Origin of the sequence: Aestuariivirga sp., assembly GCF_047602625.1 — a bacterium.
Taxonomy (GTDB): domain Bacteria; phylum Pseudomonadota; class Alphaproteobacteria; order Rhizobiales; family Aestuariivirgaceae; genus Aestuariivirga.
This window is the reverse complement of sequence record NZ_JASGGV010000002.1, coordinates 2576934-2601180: the sequence shown is the minus strand read 5'-3', so window position 1 is coordinate 2601180 and position 24247 is coordinate 2576934. Positions and strand designations below refer to the sequence as shown.

At 61.8% G+C, this 24247-nt stretch carries 28 protein-coding genes; 14 read left to right on the top strand and 14 right to left on the bottom strand.

Annotated elements, in window-relative coordinates; all coding sequences use genetic code 11:
* The first annotated feature begins 24 nt into the window (after positions 1 to 24).
* The gene (gene hemN / locus QM694_RS17940) at positions 25 to 1377 is read left to right on the top strand and encodes an oxygen-independent coproporphyrinogen III oxidase (protein WP_415008276.1); all 1353 of its coding nucleotides are present in this window, start codon (positions 25 to 27) and stop codon (positions 1375 to 1377) included.
* Positions 1378 to 1379: 2 nt separating this feature from the next.
* Here hemN and QM694_RS17935 read toward each other — a convergent pair whose 3' ends face one another.
* The 4 genes from QM694_RS17935 to pdxH are packed head-to-tail and all read right to left on the bottom strand — an operon-like array spanning position 1380 to position 4895.
* Positions 1380 to 2360 (bottom strand): S1C family serine protease, encoded by a 981-nt coding sequence (locus QM694_RS17935; protein ID WP_415008275.1) that lies wholly within the window; start codon positions 2358 to 2360, stop codon positions 1380 to 1382.
* Between the two features lie 33 nt (positions 2361 to 2393).
* Positions 2394 to 3539: a trans-sulfuration enzyme family protein gene (locus QM694_RS17930; RefSeq protein ID WP_415008274.1), complete on the bottom strand. Its 1146-nt coding sequence runs from the start codon at positions 3537 to 3539 to the stop codon at positions 2394 to 2396.
* Complete coding sequence (locus tag QM694_RS17925; RefSeq protein WP_415008273.1) at positions 3532 to 4317, bottom strand: SDR family NAD(P)-dependent oxidoreductase; 786 nt, start codon at positions 4315 to 4317, stop codon at positions 3532 to 3534. The genes QM694_RS17930 and QM694_RS17925 overlap by 8 nt, the downstream gene beginning before the upstream one ends.
* On the bottom strand, positions 4290 to 4895 hold the full coding sequence (pdxH, locus tag QM694_RS17920) for a pyridoxamine 5'-phosphate oxidase (protein ID WP_415008272.1): 606 nt from the start codon (positions 4893 to 4895) through the stop codon (positions 4290 to 4292). The genes QM694_RS17925 and pdxH overlap by 28 nt, the downstream gene beginning before the upstream one ends.
* Positions 4896 to 5093: 198 nt before the next feature.
* On the opposite strand from pdxH, the gene fabI reads away from it, so the two are divergent.
* From fabI to aroC, 3 genes are read left to right on the top strand one after another with little or no spacing between them, the layout of a single operon-like run.
* A complete protein-coding gene (fabI, locus tag QM694_RS17915) occupies positions 5094 to 5918 on the top strand; it encodes an enoyl-ACP reductase FabI (protein WP_415008271.1) in 825 nt (274 codons plus the stop codon).
* A complete protein-coding gene (locus tag QM694_RS17910; protein WP_415008270.1) occupies positions 5908 to 6513 on the top strand; it encodes a histidine phosphatase family protein in 606 nt (201 codons plus the stop codon). The genes fabI and QM694_RS17910 overlap by 11 nt, the downstream gene beginning before the upstream one ends.
* Before the next feature lie 10 nt (positions 6514 to 6523).
* Positions 6524 to 7609: a chorismate synthase gene (aroC, locus tag QM694_RS17905; RefSeq protein ID WP_415008269.1), complete on the top strand. Its 1086-nt coding sequence runs from the start codon at positions 6524 to 6526 to the stop codon at positions 7607 to 7609.
* On the opposite strand, the gene QM694_RS17900 is transcribed toward aroC, so the two are convergent.
* Genes QM694_RS17900 through QM694_RS17890 form a run of 3 tightly spaced genes read right to left on the bottom strand, consistent with a single transcriptional unit; the run spans position 7606 to position 9555 of the window.
* Positions 7606 to 8343: a TlyA family RNA methyltransferase gene (locus QM694_RS17900; protein ID WP_415008268.1), complete on the bottom strand. Its 738-nt coding sequence runs from the start codon at positions 8341 to 8343 to the stop codon at positions 7606 to 7608. The two genes, aroC and QM694_RS17900, sit on opposite strands and share 4 nt — an antisense overlap.
* The gene (locus QM694_RS17895; RefSeq protein ID WP_415008267.1) at positions 8333 to 8578 is read right to left on the bottom strand and encodes an exodeoxyribonuclease VII small subunit; all 246 of its coding nucleotides are present in this window, start codon (positions 8576 to 8578) and stop codon (positions 8333 to 8335) included. The genes QM694_RS17900 and QM694_RS17895 overlap by 11 nt, the downstream gene beginning before the upstream one ends.
* On the bottom strand, positions 8578 to 9555 hold the full coding sequence (locus QM694_RS17890) for a histone deacetylase family protein (RefSeq protein WP_415008266.1): 978 nt from the start codon (positions 9553 to 9555) through the stop codon (positions 8578 to 8580). The genes QM694_RS17895 and QM694_RS17890 overlap by 1 nt, the downstream gene beginning before the upstream one ends.
* A 49-nt stretch (positions 9556 to 9604) precedes the next feature.
* Between QM694_RS17890 and QM694_RS17885 the strand changes: the two genes are divergently transcribed.
* Genes QM694_RS17885 through QM694_RS17875 form a run of 3 tightly spaced genes read left to right on the top strand, consistent with a single transcriptional unit; the run spans position 9605 to position 12362 of the window.
* Positions 9605 to 10540: an L-threonylcarbamoyladenylate synthase gene (locus QM694_RS17885; RefSeq protein ID WP_415008265.1), complete on the top strand. Its 936-nt coding sequence runs from the start codon at positions 9605 to 9607 to the stop codon at positions 10538 to 10540.
* A complete protein-coding gene (locus QM694_RS17880; protein WP_415008264.1) occupies positions 10537 to 11949 on the top strand; it encodes an FAD-binding oxidoreductase in 1413 nt (470 codons plus the stop codon). The genes QM694_RS17885 and QM694_RS17880 overlap by 4 nt, the downstream gene beginning before the upstream one ends.
* Positions 11946 to 12362 carry a GNAT family acetyltransferase gene (locus QM694_RS17875; protein ID WP_415008263.1) on the top strand — a complete coding sequence of 139 codons (417 nt, stop codon included), beginning with the start codon at positions 11946 to 11948 and terminating at the stop codon, positions 12360 to 12362. Before QM694_RS17880 ends, QM694_RS17875 begins: the two co-directional genes overlap by 4 nt.
* Here the strand turns inward: QM694_RS17875 and QM694_RS17870 are convergent.
* Positions 12359 to 13018 (bottom strand): SOS response-associated peptidase, encoded by a 660-nt coding sequence (locus QM694_RS17870; RefSeq protein WP_415008262.1) that lies wholly within the window; start codon positions 13016 to 13018, stop codon positions 12359 to 12361. The two genes, QM694_RS17875 and QM694_RS17870, sit on opposite strands and share 4 nt — an antisense overlap.
* 34 nt (positions 13019 to 13052) lie before the next feature.
* Here QM694_RS17870 and QM694_RS17865 point away from each other — a divergent pair, with 34 nt between their 5' ends.
* Together QM694_RS17865 and QM694_RS17860 are read left to right on the top strand one after the other, a co-directional pair.
* Positions 13053 to 13463: an NUDIX hydrolase gene (locus QM694_RS17865; RefSeq protein WP_415008261.1), complete on the top strand. Its 411-nt coding sequence runs from the start codon at positions 13053 to 13055 to the stop codon at positions 13461 to 13463.
* A gap of 135 nt (positions 13464 to 13598) precedes the next feature.
* Positions 13599 to 13859 carry a hypothetical protein gene (locus tag QM694_RS17860; RefSeq protein WP_415008260.1) on the top strand — a complete coding sequence of 87 codons (261 nt, stop codon included), beginning with the start codon at positions 13599 to 13601 and terminating at the stop codon, positions 13857 to 13859.
* Here the strand turns inward: QM694_RS17860 and QM694_RS17855 are convergent, their stop codons facing one another.
* From QM694_RS17855 to QM694_RS17845, 3 genes are read right to left on the bottom strand one after another with little or no spacing between them, the layout of a single operon-like run.
* A complete protein-coding gene (locus QM694_RS17855) occupies positions 13860 to 14498 on the bottom strand; it encodes a LysE family translocator (protein ID WP_415008259.1) in 639 nt (212 codons plus the stop codon).
* A 1-nt stretch (position 14499) separates the two neighbouring features.
* Positions 14500 to 15483 (bottom strand): MDR family oxidoreductase, encoded by a 984-nt coding sequence (locus QM694_RS17850; protein ID WP_415008258.1) that lies wholly within the window; start codon positions 15481 to 15483, stop codon positions 14500 to 14502.
* Positions 15480 to 16817, bottom strand: a complete 1338-nt coding sequence (locus tag QM694_RS17845; protein WP_415008257.1) for a dihydroorotase — start codon at positions 16815 to 16817, stop codon at positions 15480 to 15482. Before QM694_RS17845 ends, QM694_RS17850 begins: the two co-directional genes overlap by 4 nt.
* 41 nt (positions 16818 to 16858) lie before the next feature.
* Here QM694_RS17845 and QM694_RS17840 point away from each other — a divergent pair, with 41 nt between their 5' ends.
* The 5 genes from QM694_RS17840 to QM694_RS17820 are packed head-to-tail and all read left to right on the top strand — an operon-like array spanning position 16859 to position 19411.
* A complete protein-coding gene (locus tag QM694_RS17840) occupies positions 16859 to 17380 on the top strand; it encodes a YgfZ/GcvT domain-containing protein (RefSeq protein WP_415008256.1) in 522 nt (173 codons plus the stop codon).
* Positions 17283 to 17717, top strand: coding sequence for a YgfZ/GcvT domain-containing protein (locus QM694_RS17835; RefSeq protein ID WP_415008255.1), 435 nt, complete (start codon positions 17283 to 17285; stop codon positions 17715 to 17717). Before QM694_RS17840 ends, QM694_RS17835 begins: the two co-directional genes overlap by 98 nt.
* Before the next feature lie 2 nt (positions 17718 to 17719).
* Entirely contained in the window at positions 17720 to 18313 is a 594-nt protein-coding gene (locus QM694_RS17830; RefSeq protein WP_415008254.1) for a DNA-3-methyladenine glycosylase I, read from the top strand.
* Complete coding sequence (locus QM694_RS17825) at positions 18294 to 18905, top strand: hydrolase (RefSeq protein ID WP_415008253.1); 612 nt, start codon at positions 18294 to 18296, stop codon at positions 18903 to 18905. The genes QM694_RS17830 and QM694_RS17825 overlap by 20 nt, the downstream gene beginning before the upstream one ends.
* Positions 18902 to 19411: a tyrosine phosphatase family protein gene (locus QM694_RS17820; RefSeq protein WP_415008252.1), complete on the top strand. Its 510-nt coding sequence runs from the start codon at positions 18902 to 18904 to the stop codon at positions 19409 to 19411. Before QM694_RS17825 ends, QM694_RS17820 begins: the two co-directional genes overlap by 4 nt.
* Positions 19412 to 19414: 3 nt before the next feature.
* Here the strand turns inward: QM694_RS17820 and QM694_RS17815 are convergent, their stop codons facing one another.
* From QM694_RS17815 to ppdK, 3 genes are all read right to left on the bottom strand, one after another.
* Positions 19415 to 20275 carry a branched-chain amino acid aminotransferase gene (locus QM694_RS17815; protein ID WP_415008251.1) on the bottom strand — a complete coding sequence of 287 codons (861 nt, stop codon included), beginning with the start codon at positions 20273 to 20275 and terminating at the stop codon, positions 19415 to 19417.
* A 97-nt stretch (positions 20276 to 20372) separates the two neighbouring features.
* Positions 20373 to 21215, bottom strand: a complete 843-nt coding sequence (locus tag QM694_RS17810; RefSeq protein WP_415008250.1) for a cell wall hydrolase — start codon at positions 21213 to 21215, stop codon at positions 20373 to 20375.
* 276 nt (positions 21216 to 21491) lie between these two features.
* Positions 21492 to 24182, bottom strand: a complete 2691-nt coding sequence (gene ppdK, locus QM694_RS17805; RefSeq protein WP_415008249.1) for a pyruvate, phosphate dikinase — start codon at positions 24180 to 24182, stop codon at positions 21492 to 21494.
* Positions 24183 to 24247: the final 65 nt, after the last annotated feature.

The window sequence follows — 24247 nt, the reverse complement described above, 5'->3', positions numbered from 1 at the left end:
GGCGAAAGCCCATGGTCACCGGCCATGGACAAGAAACTCCTTCCCTTCGCCCTCCGCGATGTGCCGCGCTATACGAGCTACCCCACCGCCGTGCAGTTCGCGGGCGATTTTCCGCCGGTGCTTGCCGACAAATGGCTGGCCTCGATCAGCCCGGAGGCCTCGCTCTCGGTCTATGTCCACATTCCCTTCTGCCAGCAGCTTTGCTGGTATTGCGGCTGCCACACTTCGGTGCCCAACAGCTATGAGCGGGCCAGCCGCTATGTCGACCTGCTGATCCGCGACATCACCCGCACCGCCTCGCTGGTGGGCGGCAAAAAGGGCCGGGTTCAGCATCTTCACTTCGGCGGCGGCACCCCCACCTATCTCGCGGACCGCGACATCGGCCGCGTTCTCGCTGCCATCGACAAGGGCTTCGGCCTCACCGCAGATGCCGAGGTAGCGCTCGAATCCGATCCCCGCACCTTGACGCCCGAGCGCGCCTCGACGCTGGCGCAGTTCGGCTTCACGCGCATCAGCTTCGGCGTTCAGGATTTCGCCACGCCGGTGCAGATGAAGATCAACCGGCTCCAGCCCTATGGCCTCGTCGCCCACGCCACGGAGTTCCTGCGCCGCGCCGGGTTCTCTTCGGTAAATTTCGACCTGATGTATGGCCTCCCCGGCCAGACGCAGGAAAGCGTCGCCAAGACCGCCTGGCAGGCCGCCGAACTTCAGCCCGAGCGCCTTTCCGTTTTCGGCTATGCGCATGTGCCGTGGTTCAAGAAACACCAGAAGATGATCAGTGATGCCGATCTTCCCGGCGTCAGCGAGCGTTACCATCAGGCGCGGGTCATCGAGGCTGAGCTTCGCGCGGCGGGCTATCTCGCCATCGGGCTTGACCATTTTGCGCTGCCCGGCGATCCGCTCGCCACGGCGGCCGCCAACCGCACGCTGCGCCGCAATTTCCAGGGCTACACCACCGATGTCTCCGATGCGCTGCTGTCCTTTGGCGCTTCCGCAATTGGAGAAACACCGCAAGGCTTCCTGCAGGCAGCGCGTGATACGCTCAACTGGTCGGAGCGCATCGAGGCTGGCGAAAATCCGGTGACGCGCGGCCTCGAACTCACCGCCGAAGACCGTTTGCGGGCCCGGATCATCGAGCGCCTGATGTGCGATTTCACAGTCGATCCCGCAGCCCTCGCGGTGAAGCACGGCTTTGCCGCCGATACATTCGCGGACATGCCGGAGAAACTGGCCGAGGCCGTCTCTGCCGGCATCGCCCGCATCGAAGGAACGCGCATCTCGGTGCCGCATGAACACCGGCTGTTCATCAGGAACGTCGCCTTGGTTTTCGACCAGCATTTCCAGCCCGCACCCAATCGGCACGCCAAAGCGGTATGAAATCAGCGGCGCTCGACCGGTGTCACGAAACGGTCGCGGCGCTCGCCCTTGCGCAACAGCGAGACTTTGACATCACGGCTCACCCGCTCGTGGTTCAGCAGCCGCAGCAAATCGTCGATGCCCAGAACAGCCTCGCCATCCAGTGCCACGATCAGATCGCCGCTCATGATCTCTGCCCCTTCGGCGGGGCCGCCCTCGGTCACCTTCATCACCCGCACACCCGCCGCCTGTTCGAGGCCGGCGAAACGCTGCACATGGCGGGGAATGATCGTCGTTGCCCCTTCAATGCCCAGCGTGGCGCGCCGCATGCGGCCATGCTGCAGAACTTCGGTAAGCACCAGCAACGCGGTGTTCGCCGCCACCGAGAAACAGATGCCCTGCGCACCGCGGATCACCGCCGTGTTGATGCCGATCACCTGGCCCTTGGCATTGACCAGCGGCCCACCGGAATTGCCGGGATTCAAGGCGGCGTCGGTCTGGATCACGTCATCGATCAGCCGCCCTGTATAGGCGCGCATCGAGCGGCCTACCGCGCTGACGACGCCTGCCGTCACCGTTTGCTCAAAGCCCAGCGGATTGCCCAGCGCAATCGCCAACTGGCCCACCCGGATCGCCTTCGTATCGAAGAAAGAGAGAGATGGTGCGGCCAGCGGCGCATCGGTTCTCAGCACGGCAATGTCGCTGTGCGGGTCTTCGCCCACCAGCCGCGCCGCCGAACGCTGGCCATCCGCCATGCTGGCCTCGATGGCATTTGCGCCATGAACGACATGGCTATTGGTCAGAATGAGCCCGTCCGACGCCACGACAAGGCCGGATCCGACGCCTGCCAGCTGGCCGTTCTTCTTCACCCCGATGTGGACAACGGCTGGGCCTGCGCGTTCGACAGCACCCATCACCGCCGCCGAATAGGCGTCGTGCAGGGCGTCATCAGAGTGTTCATTTGCCGGTGCTGCAGAGGCAGCACCCAACTGATCAATAAGCATGGGAGCCTCCAGAGGTCCCCATATGGGGTGGCGTCAGATCGCCGCCAAGGCCTGCGCAATGTCCGCCATCAGGTCATCGGGATGTTCGATGCCGATGGAGAAGCGCACGAGATTGCCGGGCACAGGACTCGTGGGCCCCTCTACGGCTTTCCGGTGTTCCGCCAGACTTTCAATCCCACCCAGCGATGTGGCGGGCACCACCACCTTGAGGCTCACGCAGAGTTTCTGAGCCTCGGCAAAACCGCCTTTGACAAGGATCGACAGCATGCCGCCAAAGCCATCGGTCATCTGCCCCGCCGCCACATCATGCGCGGGATGCGATGCGAGGCCCGGATAGAGCACGCACTCCACCTTCGGGTGATGCTCGAAATGCCGGGCGATGGCGAGCGCATTGGACGAAGCCTGCCGGTAGCGCACGAACAGCGTGCGCAGCCCGCGCATCAACAGAAAGCATTCAAGCGGCGGCAGCGGCGCTCCGATCTTGGTGCGGAGCGTCTTCACCTCGTTCCAGCGCGCGGTCGCGTCGCGTGTGACGAGTACACCCGCCAGCACGTCGGAATGGCCGTTCAGATATTTGGTGGCGGAATGGAAAACGATATCGGCGCCCAGCGTGAGCGGCCGCGTCGTAACGGCGGCCGTTGCCGTGGCATCCACCGCGAGGATGGCGCCCGCCGCGTGGGCGGCCTCAGCGGCGGCGGCAATGTCGATCACATCCCAGGTCGGGTTGAGCGGCGTTTCGATCCACACCAGATCGGTCTCGCTCTTTCGCAACGCCCGGGCCAATGCGTCCCGGTCATTCGAATCGAAGAGCGTGAGCGAGATGCGGCCGAGCCGTTCCAGCCGTTTCAGCCAGTCGCGCGTGCCGTAATACATCACGTCCGGCGCCACCACATGGGCGCCCTGCGGAATGGTCTCCGTCAGCGTGGTGATCGCCGCCATGCCGGAGGCGAAGAGCTGCGCCTCCACGCCCTGCTCGAGCGCGGCAATCGCCTCTTCCGCCTGCCACAGCGTCGGGTTGCCGTTGCGGACGTAGTTTTCCTTCAGCTTCGGCTTGTAGGCCTCATCGCGCGCATAGGTGGTCGAGGTATAGATCGGCGGCACCACCGCGCCCGTCGCCGGATCGACGGCGCGCAGCGCATGGGCGGCAATCGTCTCAGGCCTCAACGCGCGGTTAGACATGCTGGCCGCCATTGATATGAAGCTCGGCGCCATTCACATAGGACGAACCGTCCGTACACAGAAAATAGATGGCGCGGGCCACTTCTTCCGGCTGCCCCAGCCGCCGCTGCGGAATCTGCGCCACCAGCTTCTCCGTGCCTGGCGAGAGAATGGAGGTTTCGATTTCACCGGGCGAAATGGCGTTCACGCGCACGCCATGCGGCCCGAAATCGCCCGCCATCTCGCGCGTCAACGCGGCGAGCGCCGCCTTGGATGTGGAATAGGCGGCGCCCGCGAAGGGATGCATGCGCGAACCGGCAATGGAGGTGACGTTCACAACCGCACCCTTGGCCGCCACAAGCTCATCCATCAATCCGCGCGCCAGCATGATGGGCGCGAAGAAATTGATCTGGAACACCGTCTTCCAGTCATCCTCGCTGGTCTCCAGCGTGTTGAGCCTGCCGCCGCCGGGCTTCTTGGGGCTGATGGCGGCATTGTTCACCAGCGCATGCAGCTTGGACCCTTGCGCCTTCAGCTTGTCCTTCATGGCGGCAATCGCGGCATGGGTATCGGTGGAGGAGGCCAGATCGACGACGATGTGATCCTCAGGCCCCGCATCCCACGGGCAATCCTCGGGAAAGGGCTGGCGCGAGCAGGTGATGACGCGCCACCCGGCGGTCGAAAAGCGCTTCACCGTGGCATGGCCGATGCCACGCGATGCGCCGGTGAGAATGAGGGTCTTGCGTTCCGTATCCGAAGTCTGGGTCATGCTTACGGATATAGACGGGTCTTGGCCCATTCGCCATCCGGGGCCTTGCGGCTGAACACCACGCGGTCATGCAGGCGGAAGGGGCGGTCGTGCCAGAACTCGAAATAAAGCGGCTTGATGCGGAAACCCGACCAGTAGGCCGGGCGCGGCACCTCGCCCACGGCGTATTTGGCGGCGTATTTCGCCACCGCTTTTTCCAGCGCGAAGCGGCTTTCCAGCGGGCGCGACTGCTGCGACGCCCACGCGCCGATGCGGCTGTCGCGCGGGCGGGACGCGAAATAAGCGTCGGCCTCCGCGTCCATCACCTTTTCAACGAGCCCTCTCACCCGCACCTGGCGGCGGAGGCTTTTCCAGTGAAAGAGCAGCGCCGCCTTCATGGAGCCGAGGATTTCCCGGCCCTTCTGACTTTCATAATTCGTATAAAAGACAAAGCCTTGGCCATCAAAGCCCTTCATCAGCACCATGCGAACGTCGGGCATGCCGTCCTGATCCACGGTGGCGAGCGCCATGCCGTTTGGATCATTGGGTTCGGATTTTTCGGCATCCTTCAGCCAATCCGCAAAGAGAGCATAGGGTTCTTGGGCTTCGGCAAAGTCTGGCTGGCTCATCTGTCGCTCGCCGGATATCCCGGCTCTCCTTGTTTGTTTCCACTTGTAGACCATCCCGCTGCCGCCGTCTCGGGAACCGCCGTCATGCCTGACATACTGGCGGTTTGCCGCGTTCTTTCCAGTGGACCTCTTACACGAGTTGTGCCAAGTAACGCGCCGGTCACGGCCCCGCTGGCCGTTTTTCGGGCAGGAAAAATCATGAATGATAGCAAGGGCTTGATGGCAGGAATGCGCGGCCTCATCATGGGCGTCGCAAACAACCGGTCCATCGCCTGGGGCATCGCCAAGGCCTGCGCATCCCACGGCGCCGAGCTTGCCTTCACCTATCAGGGCGATGCGCTCAAGAAGCGTGTCGAGCCTTTGGCGGCGGAAATCGGATCGAAGCTGGTTATTCCCTGCGATGTCACCGACATGGCCTCCGTCGATGCCACCTTCGCCACGATTGAGAAAGAATGGGGCAAGCTGGACTTCGTGGTTCACGCCATTGCCTTTTCCGACAAGGATGAACTTACAGGCCGCTATGTCGACACGACTGCCGACAATTTCACCCGCACCATGTTCATCAGTTGCTACAGCTTCACGGCGGTCGCCCAGCGCGCCGAGAAGCTGATGCCGGATGGCGGATCGCTGCTGACGCTCACCTATTACGGCGCGGAAAAATGGATGCCCCACTACAATGTTATGGGCGTGGCCAAGGCGGCGCTTGAGGCTTCGGTGCGTTATATGGCTGCCGATCTCGGCCCCAAGAACATCCGCGTGAACGCCATATCCGCAGGCCCCATCAAGACGCTTGCCGCTTCAGGCATCGGCGACTTCCGCTATATTCTCAAATGGAACGAATATAACGCGCCGCTTCGCCGCACCGTGACAACGGACGAAGTGGGGGACTCCGGTTTTTATCTCCTCTCCAACCTTGGCCGCGGCGTGACCGGCGAAATCCTGCATGTGGACGCTGGCTATCACATCGTCGGCATGAAGAACCCGGACGCGCCGGACATCACCGTGGGCGGCAATGGCGAATAGCGGCCCGCCGGTCTATTTCGTCCGGCATGGCGAAACGCAATGGAACAAGCTCGGCCTGATTCAGGGCTGGACGGACGTTCCCCTGAACGACATGGGCCATGCGCAGGCCAAGGCCATGGGCAAAGCGCTCGTGTCCGTTGATGAACTGAAAGGCGGATTTCAACATTTCGTCAGCCCCATGCTGCGGGCCCGGCAGACCATGGGCCACATTGCCGAAGCTCTGGATATCGACCTCGACACCTTCGCCATCGAACCCGCCGTGAAAGAGCTGGGCTTCGGCGTGTGGGAAGGGAAAACCGTATGGGAATTGAAAGCCTCGCCCATCTATCCCGCCGATCCCGAAACGCGCTTCGACTGGCAGCCGCGCGGCGGCGAAAGTTATGCCGAAGGCTTCTCGCGCATGAAGGCGTGGTATGACACGCTCACCACGCCTGCCTTCGTTGTTGCCCATGGCGCCATCGGGCGCTGCCTCATCGGCATGCTGACAGGGCTTGGCCCGGCGGAGATCGTCGGCCTTCCCATGATCCAGGGCCGCTACTGCAGGATCGAGAGCGGCAAGGCCCAGTGGTTTGACGCCATGGCCGCAGCGGCCTAATCACATCCGCATGTCGCACAACAGCTTCGGCCATCTCTTCCGCATGACGACCTTCGGTGAAAGCCATGGGCCGGCACTCGGCTGCGTGGTGGATGGCTGCCCGCCCGGACTTTCTCTTCGCGCTGAAGACATCCAGACCTATCTCGACAAGCGCCGCCCCGGCCAATCGCGTTTCACCACCCAGCGGAAGGAACCGGATCAGGTGAAAATCCTCTCCGGCGTGTTCGAGGATGAACGCACCGATGGCCCCCGCACCACCGGCACGCCGATCATGCTGATGATCGAAAACGTCGATCAGCGGTCCAAGGATTATGCCGATATCCGCGACAAATTCCGGCCCGGACATGCCGATTTCACCTATCAGGCAAAGTATGGAATCCGCGATTATCGTGGCGGTGGCCGCTCCTCGGCGCGCGAAACGGTAGCGCGTGTAGCGGCCGGCGCCGTGGCGCGAAAAGTCATCCCCGGCGTTACCATCCGCGGTGCGCTGGTGCAGATGGGGCCGCACAAGATCAACCGCGTGAACTGGGATTGGTCGGAGGTGGATCGCAACCCCTTCTTCACCCCCGATGCCAAGGCCGCCGCGTTTTATGAAGACTATCTCGACAGCATCCGCAAGGCGGGATCTTCAATCGGCGCTGTCATCGAAGTCACTGCCTCCGGTGTTCCCGCCGGATGGGGGGCGCCGCTCTATGGCAAGCTCGACCAGGATTTGGCCTCCGCCATGATGAGCATCAATGCGGTCAAGGGCGTCGAAATCGGTTCCGGCTTTGCATCGGCGGAACTCAGCGGCGAAGAGAATGCCGATGAGATTCGTATGCAGAACGGCAAACCCGAATTCACCTCCAACCATGCCGGCGGCATTCTGGGCGGCATTTCATCCGGCCAGGACATCGTGGTGCGCTTCGCGGTGAAGCCAACGTCCTCGATCCTCAGCACACGGAAGACTGTTACGGCGGGCGGCGAGGATGCCGACATCTTCACCAAGGGTCGCCATGATCCCTGCGTGGGCATTCGCGCCGTGCCGGTGGGCGAAGCCATGATGGCGCTCGTGCTCGCCGATCATTTCCTCCGCCATCGCGGACAGGCCGGCTAGGCTTTGCGGGCGGTTATCAAAAATTCCTGATTGCCGTCGCCACCCATGATGGGTGAAGGAACAATACCCATCACCTGCCATTTCCGATCTGATAGAAAGTCCGAAATTTCATCGCAAATCGCTTTCTGCACAGCAGGGTCCGAAACAATGCCGCCCTTGCCGATCCTCACCCGCCCCGCTTCAAACTGCGGCTTGATCAGCGCCACAAGATGGGCTCCCGGCTCCGCAAGCTCGAGTGCAGGCGGCAAAGCAAGGCGAAGCGAAATGAAGCTCACATCGCTGACGATAAGTTGCGGCGCACCACGCAACTGTTCCGCGCCAAGATCGCGTGCATTCAGGCCTTCTATTGCACTCACGCGCGCATCACCCCGCAGCATATCGGCCAACTGGCCATGGCCAACGTCAATTGCCGTGACATGCGAAGCACCGCGTTCCAGAAGAACCTGCGTGAAGCCTCCCGTTGAAGCGCCTATATCAAGGGAATTCATGCCCTTCACCGGGATTTCAAACCGATCGAGTGCGAATTCAAGCTTCAGAGCAGCGCGCGAAACATAGTGCTGCGCCCGATCCGCGGACTCAATCTCAGCATTCACGCCAACCGGTTGGGCAGGCTTGGTTGCGGGCAGGCCCCCGATGCGGATTGTGCCACGCAGAATTGCATCCCTGGCCCGCGAGCGGCTGGGATAGAACCCGCGCTGCACCAGAAGTTCGTCGAGCCTGATTCTATTCGACATCCAGCGGCGCAGTGCCTGAAGGCGAACCATCAGGCTTCAGGGTGATCTTTTCAATCCGCACTTCGGCGTCCTTGAGCAAGGCTTCGCAGTGTTTCTTCAACGCTTCACCGCGTTCGTAAATGGCAATCGACTGCTCAAGGTCGACTTTGCCGGATTCAAGCCGGTTGACGATTTCCTCAAGCTGGGCCAGCGCCTTCTCGAAAGGCAGCGCCTGAATATCACCGGTTTCAGCCATCAGAAATCATCCTCGGTTTCATCATCGTCGATGTCTTCCACCATGCCGGCATTGCCGCGCATGAGCGCCTGCAGATGAATGCCCACCGACGATGCAAGCGCCTGCAAATCATAGCCGCCTTCAAGGATCGAAACAACGCGGCCTCCGGCATGGATCTCCGCCGCTTCCATCAATTGCAGGGTAATCCATGCGAAATCCTCTTCCGCCAGCTTGAGGCTCCCCAAAGGGTCACGGTGATGGGCATCGAAGCCTGCGGAAATAATGACAAGTTCCGGCGAAAACACATCCAGCGCGGGAAGAATGACCGTCGACATGGCATCGCGGAACTGCTCGCCGCCGTCCCCAGCCCTGAGCGGTGCGTTGAAGATATTGCCTGCGCCTGTTTCCTGCACCGATCCCGTGCCGGGATAGAGCGGCATTTGGTGTGTTGAGCCATAGAAGAGGTTGGGGGCGGACCAGAAAATGTCCTGCGTTCCGTTGCCGTGGTGTACGTCGAAATCGACAACTGCCACACGCTCAACGCCGTGAATAGTGCGCGCATATTCCGCCGCGATTGCCGCCTGGTTGAACAGGCAGAAGCCCATCGCCCTGCCCCGTTCGGCATGATGGCCCGGCGGCCGCAACGCGCAAAAGGCATTGTCCGCATCTCCCGTCATCACCGCGTCAACGGCTGATGTGGCGGCACCCACGGCATGAAGTGCCGCGTCAAGGGATCCCGGCGACATGACGGTGTCGGCATCGAGGTATTCAAATCCATCTTCTGGGGAGAGGCTGCGCACCCGCCTCAGATGCTCGGCGCTATGGGCGCGCAGAATGTCTTCGTCCTTGCCCAACGGTGCTTCTCGCCGGGTCAGCGCATCAAAATGCGGATTGGCCAGCATCCGGTTGATGGCGCGGATCCGGTCCACCCGTTCGGGATGGCCGTCCGGCGTCACATGATGCAGCGAAGAGGGATGGGTGAGCAGCAGAGTCGTCATGAAGCCTGTGTAGCCCGGCAGGTGCCGCACTGCTATAGACGCCCCCATCATGGACGGCCAGACCGACATTCCGAAGGCGGCAGAGGCCCTTACACGGGGCGAACTGGTGGCCTTTCCGACCGAGACTGTCTACGGGCTGGGCGGAGACGCCACCAATGATGCCGCCGTGGCGCGGGTTTATGCGGCCAAGGGCCGTCCCTCGTTCAATCCGCTGATTTCCCATGTCCCCGACGCCGAGGCGGCCTTCGCGCTGGGGGACTTTTCCGAAGATGCAAAAAAGCTGGCGCATGCTTTCTGGCCCGGCCCCTTGACACTTGTGGTTCCCCGCGTGGCCGCATGTCCGGTATCGCTTCTTGCTTCGGCGGGACTGCCCACCATCGCCATCCGGGTTCCCCGCCATCCCGTGGCGCTGACACTCCTCAAGATCTTCGGAAAGCCGGTTGTCGGGCCAAGCGCCAACCCGTCCGGCCGCATCAGCCCGACAACCGCCGATCATGTGCGCCGGACGCTCAGCGGCAAGGTCTCGGTCATTCTCGACGGGGGGCCGAGCAAGGTGGGCGTCGAATCGACGGTCGTCGGATTTCTCGACGGCAAGCCCCTGCTCTTGCGTCCCGGCGGGATTGCAAAGGCAGATATCGAGCGCGGGCTTGGCATGCCAATCGATGTGCAGGGTCACGCCGCGCGTCCGCACGCTCCCGGGCAGCTTGCCAGCCATTATGCGCCCCATGCCGAGTTGCGGCTGAACGCGGACGCCCCGCAGGCAGGCGAAGCCTATCTGGGTTTCGGGCCGTTTCATGCGCATGGCCCTTTCACACTTTCGGCCACAGGCGACCTCACGGAGGCGGCGGCCAATCTCTTCCGTCTCCTTCATGATATCGACGCCACGGGTGTTGCCCGGATCGCCGTTGCTCCCATCCCGCACCATGGGCTTGGAGACGCCATCAATGACCGGTTGTCCCGCGCGGCCGCGCCGAGAGACACATGAACAGACCCCCGCCATCAAGCGATACATTGAGCCGCCTGACCAATGTTGTCGGCGAGCGGTATGCCATCCGCGATTTAGCCGCGATGGATGGCTACATGCGGGAATGGCGCGGCATCTGGCATGGCGTTTCCCCGCTGGTCGTCCGGCCCGCGAATACGGATGAAGTCTCGCGCGTCCTTGCCATCGCCCATGAAACCAACACAGCCATCGTGCCGCAAGGTGGCAATACGGGGCTCGTCGGCGCGCAAATCCCACATGAGACGAACACGGAAGTTGTGCTGTCGCTGGATCGCATGACACGCATTATCGCCGTCGATGCGTCCGACAACACGATCACCGTGGAAGCGGGCGCCATTCTGCGATCCATGCAGGATGCGGCGGACGCCGCAGACCGGCTGTTTCCCTTGAGCCTCGCGTCAGAAGGCTCGTGCCGCATCGGCGGCAACCTCTCCAGCAATGCGGGCGGGTTAAACGTCATCGCTTATGGCAACACGCGCGAACTCTGCCTCGGCCTTGAAGTCGTGCTGGCGGATGGGCGCGTGTGGAACGGGCTCAAGCATCTCCGCAAGGACAATACGGGATATGATCTCCGCAACATCTTCATCGGCGCGGAAGGCACCTTAGGCATCATCACCGGCGCGGTGATGAAACTGTTTCCGAAGCCTCGCGTGCAGGAAACCGCCTTCATCGCCATTGCATCTCCGCAGGCCGCCGTCGATCTTCTGTCGCTGGCAAGGGAACTGAGTGGCAATCGCGTGGTGGCGTTCGAGATCATGCCGCAGTTCGCAATGGACATTACGGTGAAGCATATGGGCGCGCGCAATCCGCTCGCCACGCCGTCGCCCTGGTATGTGCTTTCCGAACTTGCCGATCCGGTGCGGGGAACATTTCTGCGTATTCTGGAAACGGCGATGGAACGCGGCTGGGTGAGCGATGCCACCGTGGCGCAGTCCGCAGCGCAACGAAATGAACTCTGGGCCATCCGCGAGCTCATGCCCGAATCACAAACGCATGAGGGCGCTTCAATCAAGCACGATATTGCGGTGCCGGTTTCGCGCATTCCCGCGTTCTTTACCGAAGCAGATGCCGTCATCCGGCGCATGATGCCTGACGCGCGGATCATGGGATACGGCCATCTGGGTGACGGGAACATTCACTACAACATCACGCAACCGCTCGGCATGGAGAAGCAGGCGTTCCTGTCGCAATGGGATGCAATCAATGATGCTGTTTATGCGGTGGTGATCTCACTTGGCGGTTCAATCAGTGCCGAACATGGTATCGGGCGGCTGAAGCGGAAATACATGCCATTCATCAAGTCACCGGTGGAACTGCACATGATGCGCGGCTTAAAGCGTATGCTTGACCCGAAGGGCATTCTCAATCCCGGAAAGCTTCTGCCGGAATGATGCAGTTCCGCGACATTGAAGATCAGTACGTCGAGGCCGTTGTTGCCCTGTGGACGGCGTGCGGCCTCACCCGGCCATGGAATGATCCGTACAAGGATATTTCCTTCGCGCGGGAAGGCGCGAATTCAACGGTTCTGGTTGGCATGTCGGATGATCGAATCGCTGCCACGGTGATGGTTGGACACGATGGCCATCGCGGCATGCTCTATTACGTCGCCGTCGATCCCGCCCTTCAGCGCCAAGGCCTTGGCATTGAAGCCGTGCGCGCGGCGGAAAAATGGCTGGGCGCGCGCGGTGTCTGGAAGGTCAATCTTCTGGTGCGGGCAGAAAACGAAAAGGTGCGCGGTTTCTATGAAAAGCTGGGTTACGAGGTCAATCCCGTTCTCTGCATGGCGAGGCGCATCACGGGCTAGAACAAATTCATCTGGCCGCTTTCCGGCTTTGGCGGCGGCACACGCCGCGATGTCTCGGCCGGCTCCATCGTGAAAAAACCTTCCGCTGCCGGGCGGATCAGTTTCAGGGCTTCGTCTTCATCGCCGGTCAGCCATGTCTCGAAGTCCTTTTCCGCAATGACCACGGGCATGCGTGTATAAATCCGGGAAATCATCTCATTGGGCGCGCAGGTCAGGATAACCGCCGTTTCGATTTCCGAGCCGTTTGCTCCCATCCAGTGTTCCCACAGGCCGGCGAAAGCAAATGGCGCATCATTCGGCCTGTGGATGAACCATTGGGTTTTCCGCCCCGGCACGTCGCCTTGCCATTCGTAAAAGCCGTCGGCTGGGATCAGGCAGCGGCGGCGTTTCATGGCGTTGCGAAAACTCGGCTTCTCCATCACTGTTTCGCCGCGCGCGTTGATGAGCGGCTTGCCGGGTTTCACTTCCTTGACCCAGGATGGAATGAACCCCCAGCGCACCAGCGCGAAGCACCGCTGCCCCTGCTCCATCCGCACGATGGCGACTGGGCTTCCGGGCGCCACATGGCTGCGCGGCGGGAAATCCGGCTCGTCCACATAGCCGAACAGGTTTCGCGCTTCTTCCGCATTGGCCCTGAAGCTATAAAGCCCGCACATGAGTTTACCTTAGCCGATGAAACCTCCACCACAAATGCCTCGCCTTGGAGCTTCTGCCTGTGTCTGGCGCGAAGGCCAGGTGCTATTGATCCAGCGCACCAAGCCGCCGCTTAGCGACGCGTGGAGCCTGCCCGGAGGCCATGTCGAGGCTGGAGAAACGACACTGGAGGCCGCGAGCCGGGAACTAGCCGAGGAAACGGGCGTCAGCGCCGATCTGCAACAGCTTGCAGGCCTTTATGACATCATCCGCCGCGATCCATCGGGCATCGTCACCATGCACTATGTCATCGCCTGCTACGCCGGGTTCTGGCGTTCCGGCGAGGCGAAAGCGCAAAGCGATGCGGCAGCAGCAAGATGGGTATTGCCTGCGGACTTTGGCGGGATGCCGTTTGCCCCCAATGTGCGGGCGGCGATTTCACGTTCCCGGGAACTGTTAAGATTTTAGCTCAAACTCTTCCGGGCGCGTTAACCTTCGCTTAAGGAACCGTTCGCCTGCCCCCGTGCAGTTGCTAAGGTGCCATCCGGGCGCCATGGATTTACGACAGATTCGCTGGCGTGGGACGCAATTCAGCCGGGTGACATGTTCAAACTTCCTGAAAAGACAGAGACGGCGCGGCCGCCAAACGAGGCCAAGCATCTGGCGCTCCGTTACATTCTCGAGGCGTGGGAAGAGGCCGTCTATGACGGCATTGATCCCGATTGCGTGGCGACGGCCGCCATTTTCGCCGCTCTCTCGGACATGATTTCGAGCTATGGCGAAGAACCCGTGGCTGTCATGTGCGAGCGCCTGCCGGAACGTATCCGCGCCGGCGAATTCACTCTCAGCAAGACCCAGCAATAATCAGCCGAAGGCGCGCGACAGCAACGCAAAGCCGAAGCCCGCGATCAGTATTCCCGTCCAGCGGTTGATCCGGTTCAGCACGCCCAGAGAGAGACGGTGGCGCAGCACTTTCACCACGGCGCTGAGAAACATCCACCATAGCAATCCGCCCAGTAAAAAACACAGCACGGAAATGCCCGGCCGGTAAGGCGCTGAATCGAGCTTCAGCACATTGGCCATCGAGCCAAATAGAGCGAACACGCCGATCAGCGCGCCGGGATTGGTGATGGTGGTGGCAAAGGTCGTCGCGGCCTTGTGCAGCAGGAACATCTTTGTCACCGGCTCGGGGTCCGACGTGAGCACGATGGCCGACACCGATGAGCGCGCCATGCGGATGCCGATGAAGGCCAGCAGGCAGCCGCCCGCGATGTTCAGCCATGTGGCATGATCGGCAATGAACATTTCGATGGACCGCAGCCCGTAGGCGGCAATCGCCGCAAAAAAGGAATCGGCCAGAAGCGAGCCCAATCCCGCCGCCAGCCCGCCGGCAAAGCCCGCCTTCAGCGCCGCACGGATGACCAGAATATTGACAGGCCCAAGCGGCGCCGCGATGGCGATGCCGATGGCGACGCTGCCGACGATGAGATTGAGATCAGGCACGTCAGCGGATATCCACAACCACCCGGCCACGCACCTTCCCCGCCACGATCTCTTCGGCAATGCGCGGCACATCATCAAGCTTCACATGCGCCGTCAGCGCCGCTAGCCGGGTGCGGTCAAGATCGCGCGCAATGCGGCTCCAGGCAGCGAGACGGCGCGGCATGGGAGTCGTCACCGAGTTGATGCCGATCAGCCGCACGCCCCGCAGGATGAAGGGCGCCACACTGGTAGGCAGGTCCATGCCTTGCGCCAACCCACAGGCGGCGACTGCACCTTCCGGATTTATCTGCGAGAGCACATTTGCAAGCGTGGTGGAACCCACGCTATCCACCGCCCCGGCCCAACGCGCTTTCGCCAGCGGTTTCACAACTGTGTTGAACTCATTGCGATCCACGATGCCCGCAGCGCCCAGCGCTTTCAAAAAACCCTCTTCCGAGGAACGGCCTGTCGATCCGATCACGCGAAACCCGAGCTTCGACAAAATGGCGATGGCCGTGGTGCCGACACCGCCCGCCGCGCCCGTCACCAGAATATCTCCGTCACCGGGCTTCACGCCCTGCTCTTCCAGCGCCATCACGCACAGCATCGCGGTATAGCCAGCCACCCCCACGGCCATGGTCTCGGCGGGCGTCCATCCCTCAGGCACCGGCACCAGCCAGTCTCCCGGCACGCGGGCTACTTCGGCAAAGCCGCCGTGATGCTGCTCGCCCACACCCCAGCCGTTCAGCACCACCTTGTCGCCAGCCTTCCAGCGGGGATGGGTGGAGGCCGTTACGGTTCCCGCAAAATCAATGCCGGGGATCAGCGGGAATTTTCGGATGATAGGGCCTTTGCCGGTTACCGCCAGCCCGTCCTTGTAATTGACGGAGGAATGCGACACCGCGACGGTGACATCTCCTTCCATCAGGTTTGCCTCGTCGAAATCGGTGATCCCGGCTTGTTGCCCGGTTTCAGTCTTGCTGACGACAAGCGCGCGAAATGTCATGCGGCACCTTTCAGGGTTTCAATGAATTGAACGGGCTGGCCGGCGGCCGAGCCGATAAGCTGGCCATCCCACATCACGCGGCGGCCGCGCACGAAGGTGCCGACGGGCCAGCCCGTCACCTCCATGCCGTCATAGGGCGTCCATTTGCACCGGCTTTCGATCCATTCATTGGTGATGGTGCGCCGGGCTTTCAGATCAACGATGGTCAGGTCAGCATCATAGCCTTCAGCGATGCGGCCCTTGCGGGCCATGCCGAAGATGCGCGATGGTCCGTGCGATGTGAGATCGACGAAACGTTCAAGGCTCAGGTGCCCCCTGTTCACCCAGTCCAGCATAACAGGCACCAGCGTTTGCACGCCCGGCATGCCGGAGGGCGAATGAGGATAGGGCTTCTGTTTCTCCTCAAGCGTATGCGGCGCATGGTCCGATCCGAGCACATCGACGATGCCGGACTGTAAGCCCGCCCACACGCCTTCGCGGTGGCTCCTGTCGCGCACCGGCGGATTCATCTGCAGCAGCGTGCCAAGGCGGGGATAATCATCGGCCGAAAGCGTCAGGTGATGCGGCGTCACCTCCACCGTCGCGATGTCCTTGTTGGCGGCCAGCAGCGGCATTTCATCGGCGGTTGAGATATGCAGCACGTGAATGCGCTTGCCCGCTTCACGCGCCAGCCGCAGCAGCCGCTCCGTGCAAAGCCGAGCCGCCTCGGCGTCACGCCAGACGGGGTGGCTCGAGGGATCGCCCTCGCGGCGCTCGCCTTTCCGCTGGTTCAGGCGGTATTCGTCTTCGCTGTGGAAGGCTGCGCGCCGCCGGATGTTGGCGAGGATTTGCGCCACGCCACCGTCATCCTCCACCAGCAGAGACCCGGTGGACGACCCCATGAACACCTTGATGCCGGCACAGCCGGGCAGGCGCTCGAACTCATCCAGTTGCGCGGCGTTGTCGCGTGTGCCGCCAAACCAGAAGGCGAAATCACAATACATGCGGTTGGTAGCGCGGTGGATCTTGTCGGCCAGCGCCTCTTCGGTCACGGTCAGGGGATTGGTGTTGGGCATTTCAAACACCGCCGTGACGCCACCCATGGCGGCAGCGCGCCCGCCCGTTTCAAGGTCTTCCTTGTGTTCGGCTCCGGGCTCCCTGAGATGTACCTGGCTGTCCACCACGCCCGGCAGGATGTGAAGCCCGGTGCAGTCAATCACCTCTCCGCCGGAGGACGCGGGAAAATGCCCCAGCCCGGCGATCCTGCCGTTCTGGATGGCCACATCGCGCAGGCCTACCCCGTCGTGATTCACGACGGTGCCGCCTTTGAGAATAATGTCGGGATTGAGCGCCATGGGCCTTCCTTGTCAGGGTCACGGGTCTTTCGTAAATGTGGATGATGGCAGACGCAACAGAGATGGTTTTTCAGCGGTTTACGCCGGGCCTTCTGCCGGGCCGCGCGGTGGTGCGGGTAGGCGGCACCGAGGCGCGGCATTTCCTTCACAATCTGCTGACCGCCGACATCGAACAGCTGAAAGAAAGCCAAGCGACCTATGCCGCCCTGCTCTCGCCGCAGGGCAAAATCCTGTTCGATATGTTCGTCTATGACGCGGGTGGCGAATTTCTCATTGATTGTGCGCGGTCACAGCGGGATGATTTGATCAAGCGCCTGACCTTCTACAAGCTCAGGGCCGCTGCGACCATTGCGGCAGTTGATGATCTGGCCGTCGGCGTGTCACCCGAAGAGCCAAAGGCGCCATTGCACTATGTAGACCCCCGGTATGACGTGATGGGATGGCGTTTTTTTTCGTCTCCGGAAGGTGTTTCCGAAGCGGAAGGATACGAACTCAGAGCGCATTCTCTCCGGCCTTGCCGACAGCGACGCCGACCTCGGATCAGGCCAGTTCTTTCCACATGAGGCCAATCTCGACCAGCTGGGTGCGGTGAGTTTCAAAAAAGGCTGCTATGTCGGCCAGGAAGTGGTGGCCCGCACCGAACACCGCGGACTCGCAAAGAGCCGCATGCTGCATGTGACCTTTGATCCGCCTGCTTCGCTTCCCAAGGGCACGGAAATCCGCTCAGGCGCGGCGCTTGTGGGGACGCTGCTGTCATCATCTGGCGGCAGATGGGGATTGGCTCTAATCCGGCTGGACAGGCTGGAGGACTCGACAGAACCTCTCATGGCGGGTGGTGTTGGCGTGACGGTGTTCCAGCAGCCGTGGAGCCGCTATGCGGTGCCGAAAGCAGAGGTTTAGAAATGGGTGCGATCAAACACGAAGACGGCCTTCACCGCTGCACATGGTGCGGCACTGATCCCGTTTATGTCGCCTATCACGACACGGAGTGGGGCGTTCCAGAATATGACTCGCGGGCACTGTTTGAGAAGCTGCTGCTCGACGGATTTCAGGCAGGTCTGTCGTGGATTACCATCCTGCGCAAGCGCGACAATTTCCGCGCCGCCTTCGATGGTTTCGATCCGGAAAAGATGGCGCGCTATACGCCCCAAAAACTCGAAAGGCTGATGAATGACCCCGGCATCGTGCGCAACCGCCTCAAGATCGAGGCGAGCGTCAGCAATGCCAGGGCCTATCTCGCGATTCCGGATTTCTCGGCCTATCTCTGGGGCTATCTGGACGGCAAGCCTCTGGTGAACAGCCGCAAAGGCTCTGGCGATATTCCCGCCAAGACTGAACTTGCCGAGAAGATTTCCAAGGACTTGCAGAAGCGTGGGTTTCGTTTCGTCGGCCCCACCATTGTTTATGCTTTCATGCAGGCCTGCGGGCTGGTGAACGACCATCTCGTCGATTGCTATTGTTATTCCAGGGTTGGCCATGGCGCGCACAAGGCATGAGCCGCCGCGCGCCTGGCAGCGCATGCTGTCGGGACGGCGGCTTGATCTGCTCGATCCTTCGCCGCTCGATATCGAGATCGAGGACATTGCCCACGGTCTTGCCCGCGTGGCGCGCTGGAACGGCCAGACCCAGGGTGACCACGCCTTCTCCGTGGCGCAGCATTGCGTGCTGGTGGAGGAGATCGCGGGGCATATCGAGCCTACCCTCGGGAAACCCCAGCGCCTTGCAGCGTTGCTGCATGATGCACCGGAATATGTGATCGGCGACATGATCTCGCCCTTCAAGGCGGCTCTCGGCCTTGATTACAAATCCTTTGAACACCGGCTGATGGCGGCCATCCATATCCGTTTCGGCCTTCCCCCCACATGCGGCGCGGAACTTGAAGCGGCGATCAAGCGCGCCGACCGCATGGCGGCGTTTCTGGAAGCGACGCAGCTTGCAGGGTTTGCATTGGGGGAAGCGGAGAAATTCTTTGGGCGTCCAAAGGGGCTGGACGGCGCGGGATCACAGAAATTTCACAAGCTCAAACCGCAATCCCCGAATGATGCCGAGGCGTCCTATCTCAAACTCTTCACACGGCTTTCCGCATGATCATTGTATGCCCTTTGAACAAGGCGCAGCCGCTTGTCGATCAGCACCGCGCCTCGCATGTGGTGAGCCTGCTGGGGCCGGATACGCCACACCGCAGCTTTTCCGGCATCATGCCGGAGAAGCACCTCAAGCTCACGTTCCACGATATTGTTCAGTCTGCGGATGGGTTAACCGCGCCCCGCGCCGCCGATGCCGAACGGCTGGTGGATTTCCTGCGCGCCTGGGACCGGGAAAAGCCCATGCTCATCCATTGCTGGGCTGGGATCAGCCGCTCAACGGCAGCCGCTTTCACGGCGATGTGCCTGTTCAAGCCCAACGCCAGCGAGGATGATCTGGCGTGGCAATTGCGTGAGGCGTCGCCCTCCGCAACGCCGAATCGCCTGATCGTAGGTCTCACCGATCAGTTGCTCGGGCGGCAGGGCCGCATGCTGCGCGCCATTGAAGCCATCGGGCGTGGTGCAGACGCCTTCGAGGGCATGCCCTTCATGCTCGATCCGCGTGACTGACAACTACCGCCCACTGTGGGCATAATCCCAGTAAAGCTCGCGCGCCCTGGCCATCACCGGGCCGGGCTGGAGGCTTCGCGTTTCGACGCGGGTGATGGGAACGACCTTGCCGTAATTGCCGGTCGAGAACACCTCATCGGCGGCCAGGAAATCCTCCCAGCGCAGGCTGCGTTCTTCCACCGATACGCCTGCCTTGCGAAGCAATGCAATCACCCGCTGGCGCGTGATGCCATTCAGAAAGGTGCCATTGGGAACCGGCGTCCGCGCCACGCCCTCTTTCACCAGCCAGATATTGGCGGTGGCGAGTTCGGCGACATTGCCCAGAGGATCGAGCATCACCGCATTGTCGAACCCCCTCGCCTTCGCGTCGCGCATGGCGCGGGCCGAATTGGGGTAATGGCAGGCCGCCTTGGCATCGGTCGGCGCGTATTCGAAGGACGGCCTGCGGAATGGCGAAGCGGTGACCGAAAAGCCCTTGGGCTTCGGAAGTGGAGAATCGTAAACGGACACGGAAAACTGCGTCGATTCAGGGTCGACGTCCACGAAGCCGTCGGCGGCCCAGAACATCGGTCTCAAATAAAGCTCCGCTCCCTTGGGAAATTTTGCGATGCCCTCGCGCGTCAGTTCCTCGATCTCGCCCGCCGATTTGACGATCTTCAAACCAAAGCTTTCGGCGGATTTTACGATGCGCCGGCAATGAAGGTCGAGATCAGGGGCCACGCCTTCAAAGGCTCTGCCGCCGTCAAACACACAGGAGCCCAGCCACGGCGCGTGGGTCATCGGCCCCATGATCATGGGATTGCCGCTGTGCCACTTGCCTTCGTACCAGGTCCAGGCGGTTCCGGCGTTTTCTTTCCAGGCCATGAATATCTCCCGTGATGCAGGGCGAGTTTAGAACAAAGACACACACATGAAAAAGGCGCCAGAGCGGCGCCTTTGTCGGATCAGAACTGCAGCGCCGTCACGTATCGGCGTAGAAAATATGATGGCCGATTTTTATGAGCCGCTTCATGTTCCGCGCCCAGCGCGGCGTCACATAATCGGCGTGATAATTGGTGGCATTGCCGATTGCCGCGACGGACTGATCCCCGGCAATGGCTTTCTCGGCGATCATCTTCGCATGGGCCCAGGCGCCCGGCTGCTTCACATCATCGGGAAGGCCGTCGCAGGCGAAAGAGAACTGGCAGGTGTTGCGTGAGCCGGAGCCCTGATAGACCACACCGCAGATCGATTTCGGATAGGCCGGGTCCTTCACGCGGTTGAGGATGACCTTGGCCACCGCAAGCTGGCCCAAATCGGTTTCGGACCGCGCTTCAAAATAAACCGCGCGGGCGAGGCAGTTTTCCTCGGCAAGCTGCACATTGCGCTGCGCCACGACCTTCACGCGGTCGGATTTGACCTTGTTGTCGCGGTCGGCGCGCTTCAGCTTGAAGGACTGCTCGATCTTGGCCGTGGAGGGCGACAGATTGCGCTTGATGATGATCTTGCCCGACTGCTCGTTGAGATCAATCGAGGCGGGAACGATGTTGACCTTCTGCACCGGGGGTTCGATGGCGGGCGGCGGTTCGGCGGCCGCCACCGTCATCTGCATGTCGCCCTTGCCATCCTCGGCAACGGCCTGCTTGCGCAGCACATCAAGGTTCACGAGATCGAAGGTCTTGCCATCGGGAAGAAGCGATCCCTTGGTGACAATCGAGGAGGCGGGAGCGGAAATCGTGTCAAGCTGCGCTTCCGTGTAAGCATTATGCGCCACGGCGCTCTGGCCCATGTAATGGCCAGCAAACGCAAATGCGATAACCAGCATGAGGCCGCCGAATACAACGGGGCCATATTCCCGGATGATCCCACGATCCTTGCGGACGTCGTACGCATCATACTGGGGCGGCCGTTGCGGCCTATGAACTCGCCCTGCTTTCTTCACTTCCCCTCAACTGACCGTGGGCCGTGATTGTTACGGCACTGTTAAGATCGCGGTAGTCTATGACACAGGCGTTTAGCATAGGTTAACCATGCCAGCAACCCAAAGCGGCCCGGTTTTGGCCTTTTTTTGCCCGCGAGTCATTGTTCACTTGACTTCTGGTTAATCGCTAAAATTCAAACGATTCCCGATGGTTGCCTGCGCTGCTGCAAGCCGGGCAATGGGCACGCGGAAGGGCGAACAGGAGACATAATCGAGCCCTGTGGTTTCGCAGAAAAAGATTGATGCCGGATCGCCGCCATGTTCGCCGCAAATGCCGAGCTTGATGGCTGGCCGCACCGCTTTTCCCCGCTCCGCCGCCATGCGCACCAGTTCGCCCACGCCTTCGGTATCAAGGGTGATGAAGGGATCGGTCTTGAAAATGCCCTTCGCCGTATATTCGCCGATGAAGCGGGCCGCATCGTCACGGCTGATGCCGAAGGTCGTCTGCGTCAGGTCGTTGGTGCCGAAGGAAAAGAACTCGGCACTTTCGGCAATCTCGCCGGCGCGGAGCGCGGCGCGCGGCAGTTCGATCATCGTTCCCACCAGATATTCGATGGTGACGCCCGTCTCCTTCGCCACGGCAGCCGCCGTTGCGGTGATGCGCTGCTTGATCATGTCGAGCTCGGATTTGGCCGCCACCAGCGGCACCATCACTTCCGGGATCGGCGCCTTGCCGGTGCGCTTCGCCACGTCGGTTGCCGCCTCGAAAATGGCGCGCGCCTGCATCTCGGCAATCTCTGGATAAGTGATGGCGAGGCGCACGCCGCGATGGCCAAGCATGGGATTGAACTCGTGGAGTTCCGCCACCCGCGCCCGCAGCGTTTCGAGATCGGCGTTCATCTCGTCCGCCACCTCTTCAATTTCGTGATCGGCCTGCGGCAGGAATTCATGCAGCGGCGGATCGAGGAGGCGAATGGTAACGGGAAGCCCCGCCATGATGTCAAACAGCGCGATGAAATCCTTGCGCTGCATCGGCAGGATCTTGGCGAGCGCTGCACGCCGCCCCTCCTCCTTGCTGGCGAGGATCATTTCGCGCACCGCCCGGATGCGGTCCACCTCGAAGAACATATGCTCGGTGCGGCAGAGGCCGATGCCTTCTGCGCCGAAGTCGCGCGCGGTGCGGGCATCGAGCGGGGTTTCGGCATTGGCCCTGACCTTCATGCGCCGTGCCGTGTCGGCCCAGCCCATGAGAGTGGCGAAATCGCCGGAGAGTTCAGGCTTGATGGTGGCCACTTCGCCCTTCATCACCTGGCCGGTCGAACCATCAATGGTGAGGATGTCGCCCTTCTTCAGCGTCACGCCCAGGGCGATGAGGGTGCCGGCCTGATAATCCACCCGCACCTGGCCCGCGCCCGAAACGCAGGGCTTGCCCATGCCGCGCGCCACCACGGCGGCGTGAGAGGTCATGCCGCCTCTTGTGGTGAGAATGCCCTCCGCCGCGTGCATGCCGTGAATATCCTCGGGGCTGGTTTCAATGCGCACCAGGATCACGCGGCGGTTCAGCGCCTTCAGCCGCTCGGCTTCTCCGGCATCAAACACGATCTCGCCCGATGCCGCACCGGGTGAGGCCGGAAGTCCCGTCGCCAGCACCTCGCGCTTCGCCTTTGGATCAAGCGTCGGATGCAGCAGCTGGTCGAGCGCTGCGGGATCAATGCGCATCACTGCCTCGTCGCGGGTGATCAGCCCTTCCTGCGCCATGTCCACGGCGATCCTGAGGGCGGCTTGCGTGGTGCGCTTGCCGCTCCGCGCCTGCAGCATCCAGAGCTTTCCCTCCTGGATGGTGAATTCCAGATCCTGCATGTCGCGGTAATGGCGCTCCAGCGTGGCGAAGGTCGCCGCCAGTTCCGTGAAAGTCTCCGGCATCAGGGCTTCGAGCGATGGCGCTTCGGAGCCCGCGTCGATGCGCGCTTCCTCGGTGATGTTCTGCGGCGTGCGGATGCCCGCCACCACGTCCTCGCCCTGCGCATTCACCAGGAACTCGCCGTAAAGCCTTTTCTCGCCTGTCGACGGGTTGCGGGTGAAGGCAACGCCAGTGGCCGATGTCTCGCCCATATTGCCGAACACCATGGCCTGCACATTCACCGCCGTGCCCCATTCCTCGGGGATGGCGTTGAGCTTGCGATAGGTGATGGCGCGGGCAGACATCCAGGACTGGAACACGGCGCCAATGGCACCCCAGAGCTGTTCATTCACATCCTGCGGGAATGGCTTATCCGTTTCCTGTTCCACCAGCGCCTTGTAGCGCTGGATCAGGCCCAGCCATTCCTCCGCCAAAACTTCCGTGTCGAGCGAATAGCCCTTTTCATCCTTGAAGCCGCCGAGAATGTCCTCGAACTCCGCATGGTCCACCCCCAGCACCACATCGGAATACATGCCGATGAAGCGGCGGTAGCTGTCATAGGCGAAGCGCCGGTCGCCGGAACGCGCCGCCAGGCCTTCCACCGTCTGGTCGTTGAGGCCGAGGTTCAGCACTGTGTCCATCATGCCGGGCATGGAGGCGCGGGCACCCGAACGCACAGAGACAAGCAGCGGGCGCTTCGCGTCGCCAAACACCGCCCCGGCGATGCGGCCCACTTCGGCCAGCGCCGAATCGACATCGGCGCGCAAACCATCGGGATAGCAGCGGTTGTTGCGGTAGAAGCCCGTGCAGACATCGGTGGTGATGGTGAAGCCCGGCGGAACCGGCAGGCCCAGATTGGCCATCTCGGCCAGATTGGCGCCCTTGCCGCCCAGCAGCGCCTTCATCGACGCTTCGCCTTCGGCAGAGCCACCACCAAAGCGATAGACCAGTTTTGCGGATACAGCCGCCATCACACGAAACTCCGGACATTGGTTGCAGGAAGGTCGGCTAGCGGGCGGCGGCCCATGGCAATTCA

Excerpts from the sequence above, each read along its gene's own strand:
- hemN (WP_415008276.1), top strand. The coding sequence starts at position 25 with ATGGACAAGAAACTCCTTCCCTTCGCCCTCCGCGATGTGCCGCGCTAT.
- QM694_RS17935 (WP_415008275.1), bottom strand. The coding sequence starts at position 2,360 with ATGCTTATTGATCAGTTGGGTGCTGCCTCTGCAGCACCGGCAAATGAA.
- QM694_RS17930 (WP_415008274.1), bottom strand. The coding sequence starts at position 3,539 with ATGTCTAACCGCGCGTTGAGGCCTGAGACGATTGCCGCCCATGCGCTG.
- QM694_RS17925 (WP_415008273.1), bottom strand. The coding sequence starts at position 4,317 with ATGGGCCAAGACCCGTCTATATCCGTAAGCATGACCCAGACTTCGGAT.
- pdxH (WP_415008272.1), bottom strand. The coding sequence starts at position 4,895 with ATGAGCCAGCCAGACTTTGCCGAAGCCCAAGAACCCTATGCTCTCTTT.
- fabI (WP_415008271.1), top strand. The coding sequence starts at position 5,094 with ATGAATGATAGCAAGGGCTTGATGGCAGGAATGCGCGGCCTCATCATG.
- QM694_RS17910 (WP_415008270.1), top strand. The coding sequence starts at position 5,908 with ATGGCGAATAGCGGCCCGCCGGTCTATTTCGTCCGGCATGGCGAAACG.
- aroC (WP_415008269.1), top strand. The coding sequence starts at position 6,524 with ATGTCGCACAACAGCTTCGGCCATCTCTTCCGCATGACGACCTTCGGT.
- QM694_RS17900 (WP_415008268.1), bottom strand. The coding sequence starts at position 8,343 with ATGTCGAATAGAATCAGGCTCGACGAACTTCTGGTGCAGCGCGGGTTC.
- QM694_RS17895 (WP_415008267.1), bottom strand. The coding sequence starts at position 8,578 with ATGGCTGAAACCGGTGATATTCAGGCGCTGCCTTTCGAGAAGGCGCTG.
- QM694_RS17890 (WP_415008266.1), bottom strand. The coding sequence starts at position 9,555 with ATGACGACTCTGCTGCTCACCCATCCCTCTTCGCTGCATCATGTGACG.
- QM694_RS17885 (WP_415008265.1), top strand. The coding sequence starts at position 9,605 with ATGGACGGCCAGACCGACATTCCGAAGGCGGCAGAGGCCCTTACACGG.
- QM694_RS17880 (WP_415008264.1), top strand. The coding sequence starts at position 10,537 with ATGAACAGACCCCCGCCATCAAGCGATACATTGAGCCGCCTGACCAAT.
- QM694_RS17875 (WP_415008263.1), top strand. The coding sequence starts at position 11,946 with ATGATGCAGTTCCGCGACATTGAAGATCAGTACGTCGAGGCCGTTGTT.
- QM694_RS17870 (WP_415008262.1), bottom strand. The coding sequence starts at position 13,018 with ATGTGCGGGCTTTATAGCTTCAGGGCCAATGCGGAAGAAGCGCGAAAC.
- QM694_RS17865 (WP_415008261.1), top strand. The coding sequence starts at position 13,053 with ATGCCTCGCCTTGGAGCTTCTGCCTGTGTCTGGCGCGAAGGCCAGGTG.
- QM694_RS17860 (WP_415008260.1), top strand. The coding sequence starts at position 13,599 with ATGTTCAAACTTCCTGAAAAGACAGAGACGGCGCGGCCGCCAAACGAG.
- QM694_RS17850 (WP_415008258.1), bottom strand. The coding sequence starts at position 15,483 with ATGACATTTCGCGCGCTTGTCGTCAGCAAGACTGAAACCGGGCAACAA.
- QM694_RS17845 (WP_415008257.1), bottom strand. The coding sequence starts at position 16,817 with ATGGCGCTCAATCCCGACATTATTCTCAAAGGCGGCACCGTCGTGAAT.
- QM694_RS17840 (WP_415008256.1), top strand. The coding sequence starts at position 16,859 with ATGATGGCAGACGCAACAGAGATGGTTTTTCAGCGGTTTACGCCGGGC.
- QM694_RS17830 (WP_415008254.1), top strand. The coding sequence starts at position 17,720 with ATGGGTGCGATCAAACACGAAGACGGCCTTCACCGCTGCACATGGTGC.
- QM694_RS17825 (WP_415008253.1), top strand. The coding sequence starts at position 18,294 with ATGGCGCGCACAAGGCATGAGCCGCCGCGCGCCTGGCAGCGCATGCTG.
- QM694_RS17820 (WP_415008252.1), top strand. The coding sequence starts at position 18,902 with ATGATCATTGTATGCCCTTTGAACAAGGCGCAGCCGCTTGTCGATCAG.
- QM694_RS17815 (WP_415008251.1), bottom strand. The coding sequence starts at position 20,275 with ATGGCCTGGAAAGAAAACGCCGGAACCGCCTGGACCTGGTACGAAGGC.
- QM694_RS17810 (WP_415008250.1), bottom strand. The coding sequence starts at position 21,215 with ATGCTGGTTATCGCATTTGCGTTTGCTGGCCATTACATGGGCCAGAGC.
- ppdK (WP_415008249.1), bottom strand. The coding sequence starts at position 24,182 with ATGGCGGCTGTATCCGCAAAACTGGTCTATCGCTTTGGTGGTGGCTCT.